This is a genomic window from Enterococcus quebecensis, assembly GCF_001730365.1.
Lineage (GTDB): Bacteria > Bacillota > Bacilli > Lactobacillales > Enterococcaceae > Enterococcus_L > Enterococcus_L quebecensis.
Genome location: NZ_MIKB01000016.1, coordinates 14,861 through 32,012, shown reverse-complemented (window position 1 = coordinate 32,012; position 17,152 = coordinate 14,861). Strand labels below are relative to the sequence as shown.

14 protein-coding genes are annotated in these 17,152 nt (G+C 36.5%); 3 read left to right on the top strand and 11 right to left on the bottom strand.

Annotated elements, in window-relative coordinates; genetic code table 11:
* Nucleotides 1-6: 6 nt before the first annotated feature.
* The 6 genes from BCR23_RS11370 to msrA form a co-directional block, all read right to left on the bottom strand.
* A complete protein-coding gene (locus tag BCR23_RS11370) occupies nt 7-567 on the bottom strand; it encodes a hypothetical protein (RefSeq protein ID WP_069635607.1) in 561 nt (186 codons plus the stop codon).
* A 14-nt stretch (nt 568-581) separates the two neighbouring features.
* Nucleotides 582-1,310, bottom strand: a complete 729-nt coding sequence (locus tag BCR23_RS11365; protein WP_069635606.1) for an ABC transporter permease — start codon at nt 1,308-1,310, stop codon at nt 582-584.
* Nucleotide 1,311: 1 nt separating this feature from the next.
* Entirely contained in the window at nt 1,312-2,208 is an 897-nt protein-coding gene (locus BCR23_RS11360; RefSeq protein WP_069635605.1) for an ATP-binding cassette domain-containing protein, read from the bottom strand.
* 252 nt (nt 2,209-2,460) lie between these two features.
* A complete protein-coding gene (locus tag BCR23_RS11355; RefSeq protein WP_069635604.1) occupies nt 2,461-2,667 on the bottom strand; it encodes a hypothetical protein in 207 nt (68 codons plus the stop codon).
* A 585-nt stretch (nt 2,668-3,252) separates the two neighbouring features.
* Entirely contained in the window at nt 3,253-4,149 is an 897-nt protein-coding gene (locus BCR23_RS11350) for a helix-turn-helix domain-containing protein (RefSeq protein ID WP_083241956.1), read from the bottom strand.
* A gap of 106 nt (nt 4,150-4,255) precedes the next feature.
* Nucleotides 4,256-4,792, bottom strand: coding sequence for a peptide-methionine (S)-S-oxide reductase MsrA (gene msrA, locus BCR23_RS11345; RefSeq protein ID WP_069635603.1), 537 nt, complete (start codon nt 4,790-4,792; stop codon nt 4,256-4,258).
* A gap of 137 nt (nt 4,793-4,929) precedes the next feature.
* Here msrA and BCR23_RS11340 point away from each other — a divergent pair, with 137 nt between their 5' ends.
* Nucleotides 4,930-5,649, top strand: coding sequence for a glucosamine-6-phosphate deaminase (locus BCR23_RS11340; RefSeq protein WP_069635602.1), 720 nt, complete (start codon nt 4,930-4,932; stop codon nt 5,647-5,649).
* Nucleotides 5,650-5,693: 44 nt separating this feature from the next.
* On the opposite strand, the gene rpoC is transcribed toward BCR23_RS11340, so the two are convergent.
* The 4 genes from rpoC to BCR23_RS11320 form a co-directional block, all read right to left on the bottom strand.
* Nucleotides 5,694-9,347: a DNA-directed RNA polymerase subunit beta' gene (rpoC, locus tag BCR23_RS11335; RefSeq protein ID WP_069635601.1), complete on the bottom strand. Its 3,654-nt coding sequence runs from the start codon at nt 9,345-9,347 to the stop codon at nt 5,694-5,696.
* A gap of 137 nt (nt 9,348-9,484) precedes the next feature.
* Nucleotides 9,485-13,102, bottom strand: a complete 3,618-nt coding sequence (rpoB, locus tag BCR23_RS11330; protein ID WP_069635600.1) for a DNA-directed RNA polymerase subunit beta — start codon at nt 13,100-13,102, stop codon at nt 9,485-9,487.
* 343 nt (nt 13,103-13,445) lie between these two features.
* Nucleotides 13,446-14,018: a hypothetical protein gene (locus BCR23_RS11325; RefSeq protein WP_069635599.1), complete on the bottom strand. Its 573-nt coding sequence runs from the start codon at nt 14,016-14,018 to the stop codon at nt 13,446-13,448.
* A 264-nt stretch (nt 14,019-14,282) separates the two neighbouring features.
* Nucleotides 14,283-14,495 carry a zinc ribbon domain-containing protein gene (locus BCR23_RS11320; protein ID WP_069635598.1) on the bottom strand — a complete coding sequence of 71 codons (213 nt, stop codon included), beginning with the start codon at nt 14,493-14,495 and terminating at the stop codon, nt 14,283-14,285.
* 196 nt (nt 14,496-14,691) lie between these two features.
* On the opposite strand from BCR23_RS11320, the gene BCR23_RS11315 reads away from it, so the two are divergent.
* Together BCR23_RS11315 and BCR23_RS11310 are read left to right on the top strand one after the other, a co-directional pair.
* Complete coding sequence (locus BCR23_RS11315; protein ID WP_069635597.1) at nt 14,692-15,678, top strand: biotin--[acetyl-CoA-carboxylase] ligase; 987 nt, start codon at nt 14,692-14,694, stop codon at nt 15,676-15,678.
* A 132-nt stretch (nt 15,679-15,810) separates the two neighbouring features.
* A complete protein-coding gene (locus tag BCR23_RS11310; protein WP_069635596.1) occupies nt 15,811-16,140 on the top strand; it encodes an LPXTG cell wall anchor domain-containing protein in 330 nt (109 codons plus the stop codon).
* 50 nt (nt 16,141-16,190) lie between these two features.
* Here BCR23_RS11310 and menA read toward each other — a convergent pair whose 3' ends face one another.
* Entirely contained in the window at nt 16,191-17,144 is a 954-nt protein-coding gene (menA, locus tag BCR23_RS11305) for a 1,4-dihydroxy-2-naphthoate polyprenyltransferase (protein ID WP_069635595.1), read from the bottom strand.
* Nucleotides 17,145-17,152 lie beyond the last annotated feature (8 nt).

Here is a 17,152-nt window from a genome sequence, read left to right as displayed (position 1 = left end):
TCCTTTCTATTTTTTGATTGTGATATCTCCCATTGTTTCAACAGAAATCAGCTGATTAGCTGCCTTATCTGATTTAAGAATGGTGATTTCCCCATACCCTTTATTATCTGCTGAATATTCTCCTTTAAAGTTCTCAGGAACTGTCACCTCTACATTACCAATGGCAGATTTTATATCAAATTCTTTCAACAACACATCTTTTCCTAAAGATACAACTAGTTTTAAATGATCCTTGCCTTCATTCGTTGCCATCACACGTACTTTATTCAAAGAAGATAGTTCTATTTTTAAAGCATCTTCTGTTTGTCTAACTTTTTTCAAATTCCGCTCCGTATTATCAGAAACTTTCCCTTCCAGATGAATACTAGTTTCTTTATTTTCTGTTTGTTCTACCTGAACAAACACATCCTGCTCTGCACCAATTAACTCCAGTTTTTTCAAATCTTTTCCGTTCAATTTCCAATCTAAATTCACTTTAGTATCCGTACTTGCTCCTGAAACAGAGGTATATCCAAAAACTCCAATCGTCAACAGTACACCTAAAATAATAATTAATTTCTTTTTCATATTAATTCCTCCAATTATTTAAATTCTCTTTTCTGAAATACACTAAAACTTACTATCAATGCTAACAAACCATAAACAACACTACTCACCATCATCAACTGTAATGTTCCTTGTGATAATGCTTCATAACCAACAACCGTTCTTAAATTAGAAAAGAACAATGTATCTAAGATAAAATCATATTGAGAAAAGTAAGTTGAAATAACATTCCCCAATAAATTGTCTCCAATAAAAGCAATAGAGATAAATGCAGCAATACATACATAACTAGTTTTCAACACATTAAACAATAAAATCCCCAATGACCCTGCCGCTAAATAAAGAGGCGTTTGTAACGCGATGACCTTGAGTACTGACATAATCTCAAACCCGCCTGAAAAAAAGTAAGTCCCTAATAACAGACTGCCCGTATACATTCCTACAAAAAACAGAGTCAAAATAAATGTTAACAACACTTTACTGATAAAAAACTGACTTCTCTTCATGCCTGAAATCAACGAATTGTTGACTATTCTGAAACTAAACTCGTGTCCCCAAGCGATAACAAAAACATTTGTTAAAAAAACCGGTAAAAGTAACGTCCCATTCCCTAAACCACTCTCAAGAGTCTCAAGAGCGGATGTGTCTTTTCCAAGAAAAGCAAACAACAATCCTAGCACCATCAGGCCAACTATGGAATAAAAACCCAGAGCACTTTTTATAATTCGGTAAAAATCTGCTTTTAGTGTATTAAAAATAATCATTCTACATTCCTCCCTCAATCAAATTCAAATAGTATTCTTCTAAATTTTCCTCTTTGTAACTAAACTCTAGTAAATAAATATCATTTTGATATAGAACTTTTGAGATCAATTCCATACTTTCTTTTCCTTCACGAATTATCAAAAGATTCTGGTCTTTTTCCACTGTGTAACCACTCTTTTGCAACAGATCGTATGTTTTTATCTGATCCGAACTTTTTAATGTAATAAAATGTCCACATTCGGCCTCTAAATCATCCTTAGTCAATTCTTTCATTAATTTACCCTCATGGATGATACCATAACGATTTGCTACTAATGATAGCTCTGACAGAATATGACTGGAAATCAAAATAGTTGTACCATATTCTTGATTTAAGCGATTGATAATTTCACGAATCTCTACAATACCTTGAGGATCAAGTCCGTTGATTGGTTCATCCAGAATAAGAAACTCTGGTTTTTCCAAGATTGCTAGCCCAATTCCTAAACGCTGGCGCATTCCTAATGAATAGTCTTTAAATTTCTTCTTAGGGTCTACATCCGCCAGACCAACAAATGTTAGAACTTCATCAATTCTTTTCTTATCTTTAATATTTCTTTGTAATGCATAATATTTTAGGTTTTCTCTAGCTGATAAATAAGGATAACAAACAGGCCCTTCAATCACTGCACCCATTGTTACTACATTGTCACTGAATGACAAATTCCCAGAACTTTTCTCAATCAATCGGGTCAATAGGCGAATAAACGTTGTTTTACCAGCCCCGTTTTTTCCAATAAATCCATAAATATCACCTTTATTAATTGTCATAGACACTTCATTGACCGCTTGATATTCCTTATACTTCTTTGTTAATGTTGTTGTTTTTACTAATGGATAAACATTCCTATTTTCCATATGTTTTCCCCCTCATGTCATAATATTTTTAGATAAATTCCGATGAAACTTTCATGTCTTAATTAAATATATATTGATAATTTATAAGCAAAATAACATAGTATTCTCCTTAAAAATGACTCTCCGTTATAAAATTTATTACTCTACTTTTTTATAATAATTACCACAACGTAATTGATCATTTGGTTTTTAACATATCATTTTCACTATTAATACCTTCATTTTTATCCCCCCTCTATTGTTTTTATTGATCTATTCTATTTCTAACACTTCGACATCCTCTAAACTTAAATATTCAAAAAGTAATTCTTTCTCTGTTTTTTGAGGAATCATGATAATTTTTAATAGCTCACCTTTATTAAGTACCTTTAACAACTTATCTTCGTTCCCCTCGTTTACAATAACTAATTGTCTATGTACCACTTCTTTATCTTTAATGAAATATTTTATTTTAGTCATAATTTCCCTCCTCTTATCATTAGTTCATGTTTGTTGTATATAGCAATTTATTGATTTATCTTTTTTCCAACAGATCATCCTGTCATTCTATTATTGGTTCCACCATAACTCTCTTACTATGTTTAATAATTCCATTTTCTCTCACCCACTTCTTACTTGTTTTGTTTCTTCTTTATATGTATTAATTTACTGTTTTATCGTTTTTTTCAACAGGACATCTTTGTCATCCTTTTATTGGTTCCACCATAACTCTCTTACTATGTTTAATAATTCCATTTTCTCTCACCCACTTCTTACTTGTTTTGTTTCTTCTTTATATGTATTAATTTACTGTTTTATCGTTTTTTTCAACAGGACATCTTTGTCATCCTTTTATTGGTTCCACCATAACTCTCTTACCATGTTTAATAATTCCATTTTCTCTCACCTGCTTCTTGCTTGTTTTGTTTCTTCCTTACATGTATTAATTTACTGCTTTATCGTTTTTTTCAACAGGACATCTTTGTCAGGAATAAAAGCATTTATAAATTATTGGACAAAAAAAATAGACTGTAAAAACATGGTTCATGTTTTTACAGTCTATAATCAAGTATTTTTATCTTGTTCCCATTCCATCTTAATCCGTTCAGCCAATAAATCCTCCCCATGTAATTGAGCAAGTACCATTGCATCATTATATTTTTTATTAGCTTTTTCTATATCATTACAATGAAGCCAATACTTTCCTTCTACCATGTCAATAATTGGCTTTCTATGAAAATCCTGACTCATCTTCATTATAGTATTAGAAATTTTTATTACATTCAAAACTTTGTCATATTGATCTGAGATGATATACAGCCCCGCTATTGTACCCAAAACTCTATTTAAAATGATCAATCCTAATTCTGAACTGTAATTTACTTGTTCCAAACACTTTTCTACCAAAGTATCAAACTCTTGGTCATCATATGGTTTATAATGACAACAACCAAAATATAAATGTACAATCAATAAATCATTTTCGGAATACTCTTTTTTATTCTTTACTTGAAAAAAATACTCTTGCAATATCCCTTCGCCAAAATCTATTTTCTCTGAAAGATTTACATCATTTTGGGCCTGCGCAATGTCTACTAAGAGTTGTTCTTCTTCAGGCAAAACCTCATAATAGTCTTTGTATATTTCTTCGAATATATCCTCCACTATTTTTTCCATTGCATGGTTATATTGTGGAGGTCGCTTAAATAAACTCATCTTCAATCTTATATAACGTTCGGGTAAAGTCACCTGATTTTCATTTATCAAATGGGAAATAGGAACAGAAAGTTGTTTTGATATATAAGTAAGCTTAGGAAGAGTGGGTAACGATTCACCTGACTCAATTCGAGATAGTTGCCTAACTGTCAACTCTAATTCGTCATCACAAAAAGCTTCTCTACTTAAATTTTTTTGTTCACGAAACATCCGAATTTTTTTTCCTAGCTCTAATTTTATATCCACTTTATCGCCATCCTCAGAATATTATATAATCAACATATTTATTGTATCTAATTAGTAATTAAATTACAACACTTTGATTAAAAAATAATATTATTTGGATAACTGATCATTTACTAGCTTTCCAATTTTTCCGAATAAAACCAGCTCGTCCAGAACCTTCCCTATATAAATTATAGTGCACACTATGTTTTTTGTAGTACCCTTGATGATAATCCTCTGCTGGATAAAAAGGTTGAGCTGGTTCAATTTTTGTGACAATCGGTTGTGCAAAACGTCCACTGGCTTGCAACTCTGCTTTTGACTTTTCTGCAATTGCTTTTTGTGTTTCATTTGAATAAAAAATAACCGGGCGATAAGAATCCCCACGATCAGCAAATTGTCCCAAAGCATCTGTGGGATCTGTTTGCTGCCAGTAAATCTCCACTAATTTCTCGTAAGGCATAATCATAGGATCATAAGTAATTTCAACAGCTTCTGTATGTCCTGTTAAACCAGTCGTAACTTGTTCATATGTTGGATTTTTAATGTGTCCGCCAGTGTAACCAGAAACCACAGAAATAATACCTGGCTGACTATCAAATGGTTTAACCATACACCAGAAACAACCTCCAGCAAAAATTGCTTTTTCATATTGATGTTCCATTTCTACCTCACCTCTTCTTTTTTCTATCATAAGCCGAATAAAAGAATAATGATATTGATTTGCTTGTAACAAAATACCATTGACATGGGATTGTTCCCACATGATAGAGTAAATAAAAAGAAAGAGACGTGAATAGAATGAAAATCATTATTGAAGAAAACTATGAAAAAATGAGTCGTGTTGCCGCAAACATTCTACTAGGTAAAATGTATCAGCAAAAAAGAGTCAACTTAGCCATAACCGCTGGCTCAACACCAGTTAAAATGTATGAATACTTAGTTGCTGACGTAAAAAATAAACCTTATTTTGATAATGTTCATTATTACAATTTCGATGAAATACCCTTCAAACAAAAAAAAGGTTATGGCGTTACTATGACCAATCTCAGCAATCTCTTCTTTAAACCAGCTGAAATTCCTGAAAGTCATATCCATCCGCTAGATGAGCACAATTACAAATCTCAGGATCTAAGAATCCAGCAAGATGGCGGGCTAGACTTAATTTTATTAGGCATCGGAGCCGATGGGCATTATTGTGGAAATCTGCCAGGAACAACCAAATTTGAAAATTTAACTTCTTATGTAGGGGAGGATGCTACTGAGAATATGAAAGATATCTTATTGAACGAAGTAAGTGGGGATGAAAATGAACGCCCAAACTTTTACGTGACTATGGGACCAAAAAGCGTGATGCAAGCGAAAGAAATTGTTCTTTTTGCGACTGGCAAAAAAAAAGCTGCTATCATCAAACAGGCTTTCTTCGGTCCAGTTACAAATGAAGTACCCGCTTCTTTATTACAAACACATCCTAACTTAACGATTGTTTTAGATCAGGAAGCTGCATCAGGGCTTTACTAAGCAAAAAAGGCTTGAAATCGAATGATTTCAAGCCTTTTTTATTATTATTTATTCAACTCATTCAAAGCATCTTCAGCAGCCATTTGCGCTTCAATATCAGAGATACTGTAGACATTTTCGCTAGCTACGCCAACTTCTTTTGGTTCCATGTTACGGTAACGAGCCATACCAGTACCAGCTGGGATGATCTTACCGATGATAACATTTTCTTTCAAACCAAGTAATGGGTCTTTTTTACCACGAATCGCAGCATCTGTTAACACACGAGTTGTTTCTTGGAATGACGCAGCAGATAAGAAACTGTTTGTTTCTAATGATGCTTTTGTAATTCCTAGTAACACTGGACGGCTTGTTGCAGGAACGCCGCCGGCTACTAATGTGTCGTAGTTACGATCTTTAAATTCAGCGATATCTAATAATGTACCTGGTAAGATTTCAGTGTCACCTGGATCCATGACACGAACTTTACGAAGCATTTGACGAACCATTACCTCGATATGCTTATCGCCGATTTCTACCCCTTGCATACGGTAAACACGTTGTACTTCACGTAATAGGTAGTTTTCAACTGACAATACATCACGAACTTGTAGTAATTGTTTAGGATCGATCGAACCTTCCGTCAATGGTTCTCCACGACGAATCGTGTCACCTTCAGCAACTTTCATACGAGCTGTATAAGGAACTGTATACGTACGTGTATCAGTTTTCCCTTTGATTGTTACTTCTTTTTGACGTGTTGCAGGATCTTCAGAAATATCGATAACCTCACCGGTAACTTCTGTAATAACTGCTTGTCCTTTCGGATTACGTGCTTCAAAGATTTCTTGGACACGAGGTAGACCTTGAGTAATATCGTCTCCGGCAACCCCACCCGTATGGAACGTACGCATTGTTAACTGAGTACCAGGCTCTCCGATTGATTGAGCGGCAATTGTACCAACTGCTTCACCAACTTCAACACCTGAACCAGTTGCCAAGTTACGTCCGTAACAGTGTTTACATACACCATGTTTCGTGTTACATGTAAATACAGAACGAATCGTTACAGTTTCAACACCCGCATCCACGATTTCTCTTGCAAGATCTTCTGAAATCAGTTGATCTTCGCCGATAATCATTTTGCCAGTTTCAGGATGCATCACTGATTTACGAGTGTAACGACCAAGTAAACGTTCTTCCAAAGGTTCAATGATTTCATTACCTTCACGAATTGATTGGATAACTAGACCACGGTCTGTGCCACAATCATCTTCACGAATAATCACATCTTGGGCAACGTCAACTAAACGACGAGTCAAGTAACCTGAATCGGCTGTCTTCAAGGCTGTATCGGTCATCCCTTTACGGGCTCCATGGGTAGAGATAAACATTTCCAAGACAGATAGTCCTTCACGGAAGTTCGAAATGATCGGCAATTCCATGATACGTCCATTTGGAGCGGCCATCAATCCACGCATACCAGCAAGCTGAGTAAAGTTGGAGATGTTACCACGGGCTCCAGAATCTGACATCATGAAGATTGGATTTTTAGCATCCATACTTTCGATCAGTTTTTGTTGGATCTCATCTTTAGCTTTGTTCCAAACAGCAATAACACGTTCATAACGTTCGTCATCTGTAATCAGACCACGACGGAATTGTTTCGTAATATTTTCTACTTGTTTATGGGCATCATCAATGATTTCTTGTTTCTCATGCAAGACCATGATATCAGCGATACCAACCGTCATACCAGCATGAGTAGAATGTTTATAACCTAAGTCTTTCATTCTATCAAGCATCTTAGAAGTTTCAGTAATGTGGAATCTCTTGAATACTTCAGCGATGATGTTTCCTAAGTTTTTCTTCTTGAACGGTAAAACTAATTCTTGTTCTTTAATGTGAGCAGGAATGTCTGTACCAGCTTCTACAAAGTACTTATCAGGTGTTTGCACTGTTAAGTTGTAGTCAGTTGGTTCATTCAAGTAAGGGAATTCTACAGGCATGATTTCATTAAAGATGATCTTACCTACAGTTGTAATCAAAATACGTTCTTTTTGCCAATCCGTAAACGGTTTGTCGCCAAGTAATGTTGTTTGAACCCCAATACGTGAGTGTAAATGGACATATCCATTACGCCATGCTAACACAGCCTCGTTCATGTCTCGGAAGATCATGCCTTCCCCTTCACGTTCATCTTCTTCCATAGTTAGGTAGTAGTTACCTAAGACCATATCTTGAGAAGGCGTTACAACTGGTTTTCCATCTTTTGGATTCAAAATGTTTTGAGCTGCTAACATCAGCATACGTGCTTCTGCTTGCGCTTCTTCGTTCAATGGTACGTGAACGGCCATTTGGTCTCCATCGAAATCGGCATTGTAGGCTTCACAAACTAATGGGTGAAGACGGATTGCACGACCTTCAACTAACACTGGTTCAAAGGCTTGGATACCAAGTCTGTGCAATGTAGGTGCCCGGTTAAGCAATACTGGATGCTCTTGAATAACTTCTTCTAGAATATCCCAAACTTCATCTTCTCCGCGTTCGATTTTACGTTTTGCGTTTTTGATGTTTGTTGCGATTTCACGTTGAACCAATTCACGCATTACAAATGGTTTAAATAGTTCAATCGCCATTTCTTTTGGTAAACCACATTGATACATCTTCAAGTTAGGTCCTACGACGATAACTGAACGACCAGAGTAATCTACACGTTTACCCAGTAAGTTTTGACGGAAACGACCTTGTTTCCCTTTCAACATATGAGAAAGAGATTTCAACGGACGGTTACCAGGTCCTGTAACAGGACGGCCACGACGACCGTTATCGATCAACGCATCAACAGCTTCTTGAAGCATACGTTTTTCATTTTGCACGATAATACTTGGTGCATTTAAGTCTAATAGACGTTTCAAACGATTATTACGGTTGATTACACGACGGTATAAATCGTTCAAGTCAGAAGTCGCAAAACGACCCCCTTCTAATTGAACCATCGGGCGTAAATCTGGTGGGATAACTGGAATAACATCCATAACCATCCAGCTTGGTAAGTTTCCAGAAGCACGGAATGCTTCTAAAATATCCAAACGACGGATTGCACGTGTTCTTTTTTGACCTTGAGCTGATTTCAACTCTTCTTTAAGTTGAGTTACTTCACCATCTAAATCAACGTTATCCAATAATTGTTTAACAGCTTCTGCACCCATCGCTGCGGTAAAACCTTGACCATATTGATCACGTTTATCGCGGTACTCACGCTCTGTTAATAGTTGTTTTTTCTCTAGAGAAGTATCTCCGGCATCAATTACTACATAAGATGCAAAGTAAATGATTTCTTCTAAGGCACGAGGACTCATGTCCAAGACAAGACCCATACGAGATGGAATACCTTTGAAATACCAGATATGTGAAACGGGTGCTGCTAACTCGATGTGTCCCATACGTTCACGACGAACTTTAGAACGAGTTACTTCTACACCACAACGGTCACAAACAATACCTTTATAACGGATACGTTTATATTTACCGCAGGCACACTCCCAGTCTTTAGTTGGACCGAAAATGCGTTCACAGAACAAACCTTCACGTTCAGGTTTTAACGTACGATAGTTAATCGTTTCGGGTTTCTTTACTTCACCGTAAGACCAGCTTCTGATCTTTTCTGGAGAAGCCAAACCTATTTGCATACTTTCGAATTTATTTACATCGATCAAAAGGGATTCCCTCCATTCAATTAGTTAGAAAAGCTGAATGAGCTATTCACCGTAGTTCGGAACTAGAAAAATCAATGTGATTTTTCTAGACCAAAACCAACGGATTTCATTGGCACTTAATACAAAATGTAAAACAACTAGTCTTGAGTATCTTCCGCTGTTTCGAAGTTCTGAACAGCTACTTCTTCTGCTGCTTCTTTTGCTTCAGCTGCTTCTTTTTCTAATTGTTTCGCTGATTGTTGTTCGGCAAATTTTGTTAGGGCATCAACTGTGATCAAGTCATCATCATCGTCATCCATATCACGTAATTCGATTTCTTGTTCTTCGATGTCCAATACGCGCATATCTAATCCAAGTGATTGTAATTCTTTTACCAATACGCGGAATGATTCTGGAACGCCTGGTTTTGGAATTGGTTCACCTTTGACGATGGCTTCGTATGTTTTCACACGACCAACAACGTCATCAGATTTGTACGTTAAGATTTCTTGTAATGTGTAAGCTGCACCGTATGCTTCCAGCGCCCATACTTCCATTTCCCCAAAACGTTGTCCACCAAATTGAGCTTTACCTCCAAGTGGTTGTTGGGTAACAAGTGAGTATGGTCCAATAGAACGGGCATGTAATTTATCATCAACCATGTGAGCAAGTTTGATCATGTACATCACACCAACAGAGATACGGTTATCGAATGGTTCACCAGTACGTCCATCATAAAGAACTGTTTTCGCATCACGAGCCATACCCGCTTCACGAACTGTTTCCCATACATCCTCATCGTTTGCACCATCGAATACTGGTGTTGCAATGTGGATACCTAGCTGACGAGCAGCCATACCCAAGTGCAATTCTAGTACTTGTCCGATATTCATACGTGATGGTACCCCTAATGGGTTCAACATGATATCAATTGGTGTTCCATCTGGAAGGAACGGCATATCTTCTTCCGGCATAATACGGGATACAACCCCTTTATTACCGTGACGACCGGCCATTTTATCCCCTTCGTTGATTTTACGTTTTTGAACGATATAAACACGAACTAACATGTTTACACCTGGAGATAATTCGTCTCCAGCTTCACGAGTAAAGATCTTCACATCATGAACAATCCCGCCGCCACCGTGAGGCACACGTAGAGATGTATCACGAACTTCACGAGCCTTTTCACCAAAGATTGCATGTAGTAAACGTTCTTCAGCAGATAACTCAGTTACCCCTTTAGGCGTTACTTTACCTACTAATAGGTCGCCATCTTTGACTTCCGCACCGATACGGATAATTCCCATTTCGTCAAGATCTTTTAATGCATCTTCCCCAACGTTTGGAATTTCACGAGTGATTTCTTCAGGGCCTAATTTTGTATCACGAGCTTCTGATTCATATTCTTCAATATGGATAGAAGTATAGACATCATCTTTCACCAAACGACGGCTCATGATGATCGCATCCTCGTAGTTATACCCTTCCCAAGTCATGAAACCGACAAGGACGTTTTGTCCTAAAGCCATTTCGCCTTCTTCCATAGAAGGTCCATCAGCTAATGTATCACCTTTTTCAACTTTTTCGCCTAAAAGAACGATTGGACGTTGGTTGTAACTTGTTCCTGAATTTGAACGACGGAATTTTGTTACCATATATTTATCTAATGCGCCATTGTCACGACGAACGCGTACTTCTGATGCATCCACGTATTCAACGACACCATCATGTTTACATAGTAAAGCAGCACCTGAGTCATGCGCTGATTTGTATTCCATACCAGTTCCCACAAGTGGTGAACGAGGTTGGATCAAAGGCACAGCTTGACGTTGCATGTTGGCACCCATCAAGGCACGGTTGGAGTCATCGTTTTCCAAGAAAGGAATACATGCTGTCGCAACGGCAACTACTTGTTTAGGTGAAACATCCATGTAATCGACTCTATCAATCGTTACTTCAAGGTTTTCACTTTGTAAACGAGCCATTACTAATTCTTCAGCAAATGTGCCGTCTTCATTTAAGCGTGAGTTTGCTTGCGCTACGATATAGTGATCCTCTGTATCAGCAGTCAAATAATCTACTTGATCAGTTACTTTACCAGTTGCACGATCTACACGACGGTAAGGCGTTTCAATAAATCCAAATTTGTTGACTTTGGCATAACTTGACAAGCTATTGATCAACCCGATATTTGGTCCCTCAGGCGTTTCGATCGGACACATACGGCCATAGTGGGAATAGTGAACGTCTCGAACTTCATAGCCGGCACGGTCACGAGTCAAACCACCAGGTCCTAAGGCAGATAGACGACGTTTGTGAGTCAACTCACCTAGAGGATTGGTTTGGTCCATGAATTGTGATAATTGAGAAGAACCAAAGAATTCTTTGATACTTGCTACTACTGGACGAATATTGATCAATTGTTGTGGTGTCAATGTTTCAGTGTCTTGGATCGACATTCTTTCACGAACTACACGTTCCATACGAGCTAAACCGATACGGAATTGGTTTTGCAGTAATTCACCAACTGAACGAATACGACGGTTTCCTAAGTGATCGATATCATCCACATTACCGATATCTTCTTGTAAGTTAAAGAAATAACTCATTGAAGCTACAATATCAGCTGGACGAACAGTTTTCACACTTGTATCAGGGTAACCATTACCGATTACGTTAACGATGCGTTCTGGATCTTTTGGAGAAAGAACTTTGATTACTTGAACCGTCATTGGTTCAGTTACTACACCATCTTCACTAGGGTAATATGTCACGCTGTTTAAGCCGTTGTCGATATGTTCACCTAATGTTTCCATTACTTGATGAGTCAACACTGTTCCTTTTTCAACAAGGATTTCTCCTGTTTCAGAATCGATCAATGTTTCTCCTAAAGTTAGGTTCAATAGACGTGTTTTTAAGTCTAATTTCTTATTAACTTTATAACGACCAACGTTCGCTAAATCATAGCGTTTTGGATCGAAGAAACGAGCATTTAGTAAGTTACGAGAACTGTCTGCTGTTTTCGGCTCACCAGGTCGAAGACGCTCATAAATATCTTTCAAGCCTTCTTCAGTACGCGAATCACTAGCATTTTTGTGTAAATCTTTTTCGATTGTATTACGTAAACTTAAAGACTCACCGAAAATTTCAAAAATTGTATCGTCAGAGCCAAAACCTAAGGCACGAACTAAAACAGTTAAAGGAATTTTACGAGTACGATCAATACGTACATAAGAAATGTCTTTAGCATCAGTTTCCATCTCTAACCATGCACCACGGTTAGGAATAACAGTTGAGCCAAAGCCTTCTTTACCATTTTTATCTACTTTTCCATGGAAATAAACACCAGGAGAACGAACTAATTGAGAAACGATAACACGCTCTGCTCCATTGATGATAAATGTTCCCATTTCAGTCATTAGAGGGAAATCACCGAAGAAGACTTCTTGTGATTTGATTTCTCCAGATTCACGGTTCGTCAATCGTAGAGTAACATGTAAAGGTGCAGAGTAGTTTGCGTCATGTGAACGCGCTTCTTCCACAGTATACTTAGGTTCTTTTAATTCATAATCCACAAATTCCAAGGACAAATTGCCTTGAAAATCATCAATCGGTAAAATGTCTTCAAACATTTCTCTTAATCCTTCATCTAAAAACCATTGATAAGAGTCTGTTTGAATTTCGATCAAGTTGGGTAATTCCAACACTTCACTGATCCGGGCGAAACTTCTACGTTCGCGGTGTTTTCCGTATTTTACTACGTGTCCAGCCAAGCTCTTCACTCCTCTAATTAAAAGTCTATCAAAACACTAGCCGAAAATATTTCATTAACATTACAAATATTAAATATTCGTAATGTTAAGCATTTTTTGCAGTTTTTAGGCAAAAAAAAACCAAAAATAGAATGTGCTCTTGAAAAATTCTCGTGCGTCTCTACTTTTGTTTCCCTATTAAAAACCGGAACGGACAATATTTCGCTCCTGCTTTGTCATTTTTCAGATAGTTTTTGCATCTATATATTGTACTTCCTACTATAATAAAAGTCAAGTATTTCTAAGGGTTTTTTATGCTAAAAAGGACACCTAACAAATAAGTGTCCTTTTCATAACTTAAACTCTATTTAACAGTTACTTCTCCTGTTACTGTAGCTTCTTCTTTATCTAAAGTAGCCGAAGTTTTATATTCTTCTTTTTCAAAGGTTACTTTACCTTCAACTTTTGTTCCATTTAAAACAAATCCATTTGCTTTAACTAAAATATCGCCCTTGATTGTTCCATTAACAATGTTGAAGTTTTCTGTTTCCACGATCAATTGAGGAACAGTTACTGTATATTCAGCTGTAACTTTTTTATCTGAGTCTTGTGCATACAAAGCTAATTTTCTATAAATATCGCCTGATTTTTCACCTTTGTCGTGGAACTCACCCGCAACAGTCACGTCTTTATCAAAAGTAAGATCTGCTGTTGCAGCAACGATCCAATTCCCATCTTTACTTAAAGCTTTTTCAATTACTTCAGGTTTATCACTGATTGAAGCACCACTTACTGCATCAACACTTGAGCTCATTGATGTTTCTGTTTTACTGTCAGATGAACTATCTTTAGAAGCCTTATTGTCACTGCTACATGCACCTAACACTAATACAGTTGCTGCTAATGTTCCGAATGTTACTAATTTTTTTGAAATCATTTTTACTCTCCTTGTCTTTTATTATTTATATCTCCAATTAAATTCTAACATGAAAGATATAAATTTAAAAAAAATATATCTTATATATATATATTCTATAATCACTCATAACTAAATTATGGGAACTAATAATGTCCCATAACAGGGTCGAACTTCGTAAAAAAAGAAAGTGATTGGGACATAGCTCTTCTGAGCTAAACACTTCTGTCCCAACCTCTCCCTTTCTATATTCAAGAAGCATACACAAAGCAGCCACTATAATAATTATCCGCCTATCAAAAAGTCTAAAACATTCCAGCCATCTGATGTTTGCCCACGGTACAATTCTGTAAATCCACATCTTTCACAGCTGACTGTGATAAATTTTTTATTTTGGACATCAAATATTTTAGCAAAATTTCCACCTGTTGCTTGAAACTGATCTGAAACATAATGCGTATGTCCACACTTATCACAAATATATTGTTGTTTTTCCATTTTTCCCAACTCCATCTCTATGAATTCTTCATTATTGTTAAAGGTAAAAAATCTTTCTACCCTTTAAGTATAACAAGCTTTTTAAGGTAAAGCATACATCTAAAGATGGATTTTCCTCTCCTCTTCCAGACGTATTGCGGTTGACCACCATCTTCTTCATCAGATACAATGACATTATTATAAAGGAGCGAAGTCTATGTCTACAAAAAGCCAGGTATTGACCTTATTAATGAAACAAACACCAGCATTTATCTCTGGAGAAGATATGGCCCAACAACTTTCTCTTTCACGAACAGCTATCTGGAAAGCAATCAACGAGTTGAAAAAAGAAGGGCATATCATTTCCAGCAGCCGCAACAAAGGTTATCGCTACGAAACGTCTGACGTTTTATCTGAAGAAGGAATTCGTTTGGCTTTAGATCCAGCAACGCCTAAACTTTCGATTCATGTGTTAAATTCTTCAGAATCTACAATGAAAGACGCAAAGTTAGCTGCCATAAATGGTAACCCAACTAACACTTTGATCGTAGCAGATATCCAAGAGGCTCCAAAAGGACGATTTGGTCGACCGTTTTTCTCAAAAGCAGGCAGCGGTATTTATATGAGCATGTTGCTAAGACCCAATCAAATTTTTGAAGAAATGGCTCAGTACACACTAATTATGGCTGTAGCAATTACTCGCGCAATAGATGAACTAGCCCACGTAAATACAGAAATCAAGTGGGTCAATGATATTTACATTAATGGAAAGAAAGTCTGCGGCATTTTATCAGAAGCCATGAGTGATGTCGAATCCGGTCAAATATCAAACGTTATTATCGGAATGGGTATCAATTTTTCTTTGAAACAAAATGAATTTCCAGAGGAACTGAGAGAAAAAGCCACTTCTTTATTTCCAAATACTCCACCTAATATCACACGAAATGATTTGATTGGGGCAATTTGGAATCAATTTTATAAAATACTGAATCAACTGCCTGAGCAAGATTTTTTGGAAGAATACCGTCAAAAATCATTTGTACTAGGGAGAACTGTTTCATTTACACAAGCTGGTACCAACTATGAAGGTATTGCTACGGCAATCAATGACCACGGAGAATTGGTCGTACAACTTCCAAATAAGACCGAAAAAGTTCTATCTTCAGGTGAAATTAGTCTAAGCAACATAAATCCAACGATTTAATTACGCAAATGACTAAATTTATTAAGAATTCCTTAAGAAGATAAAGCTTTTCCTACCAATCATTTGTTCTATATTTCGGATATGTTACATTTAGATTGCGAAATAATACGAATGTTACAAAGGAGAATATTTATGAAAAAAATAGTTTTTTGTTTGGTTGTTTTGTCTCTTACTCTTCCAAGCACCAGTTTAGCCCAAGAGTCTTTACCTACATCAATCGGAAGTCCTTCAGACGACAATTCCATGATGCTAACTAACAATAAGATGATCCTTGGAAAAGAGAAAGGAACAAGACAAAAAGTTACTCTAGCAATGTCCTCTCCTGTTAATAATCAAAAACAAAGAAGAATCGCATTGTTAAACACTGGGGAACAAAAAACTGTTTACCTTTCAATTGCTGGAATTGCCATCATTTTACTAGCTATCTTATTCCTGTTTATTAAAAGTAAAAAAAATCGTTAAAATTAAGAAGGAAGTAGAACCACTGTCGGCTCTACTTCCTTCGATTTTTATTATCTATTCTCTAAAACAATCGTTAATAACAGTCCCAAAAGATAACTGCTATTAAATGCGATCAAGTTTTTGATTGAGTAACCAAAACTTTTAGGGTGAGGCAATTCTTCTTTAAACAACTGAAGATTCTTCCAGACAGTTGGTAAGGATAAAAAAACTACTAAAATCGGCCAACGAAATACGCCAAATGGTATTCCAATTAAAATAACTAAGTAACAAACTAACATCAGTAGTTGAAATAAAACAACACCATGCTCTCGACCAATATAGTAAACTAACGTATAACGATGATTTTCGATATCTGTATCTAAATCTCTCAAGTTATTCGCTAACATAATGTTGGCGATGGTAAACACCATCGGCAAAGCTGCCCAAATAATCGCTAATACCGCCCACAAACTTCCCACTAAAGCAAAGCTTCCTTTACTCCAGTCAAGAAACAAATAAAATGGACGATCCTCTTGAACATTCAAATAAATCGTCATAGCAAAAATACCAAGTCCCATGGTAAACCCACTGAACACTTCGCCTAAAGGCATCCGAGATAAAGGTATCGGGCCAAAGGTGTAAAAAATACCGATAAAACAGCACACACCACCCATAATCAAAAACAACCAGCCTGTCTTAATTGTCAAAACAACACCAATCACTGCAGAAAAAGCAATCATTCCAAAAATCATATTTCTGACAAGTTTTGGGGAAATTCCTGAACTGCCAATGATATTTTCTTCGTACTTGTACACTTGAGATTTTGCTTTTTTGAAATCCATGTAATTATTGATTGCTGTCGTCGCCATATCAAAAACTACCATTCCAACAAAAAACAGTAACGTATAACCTAACTGAAACTTGTGAAAATACGCAATAGAAAACAATACCCCAACAGCAAAGGGAAACAGACTAGCTAACTTTGTCCGAATTTCCACTACTTGCAAAAACACATTCAACGACATATTTATTC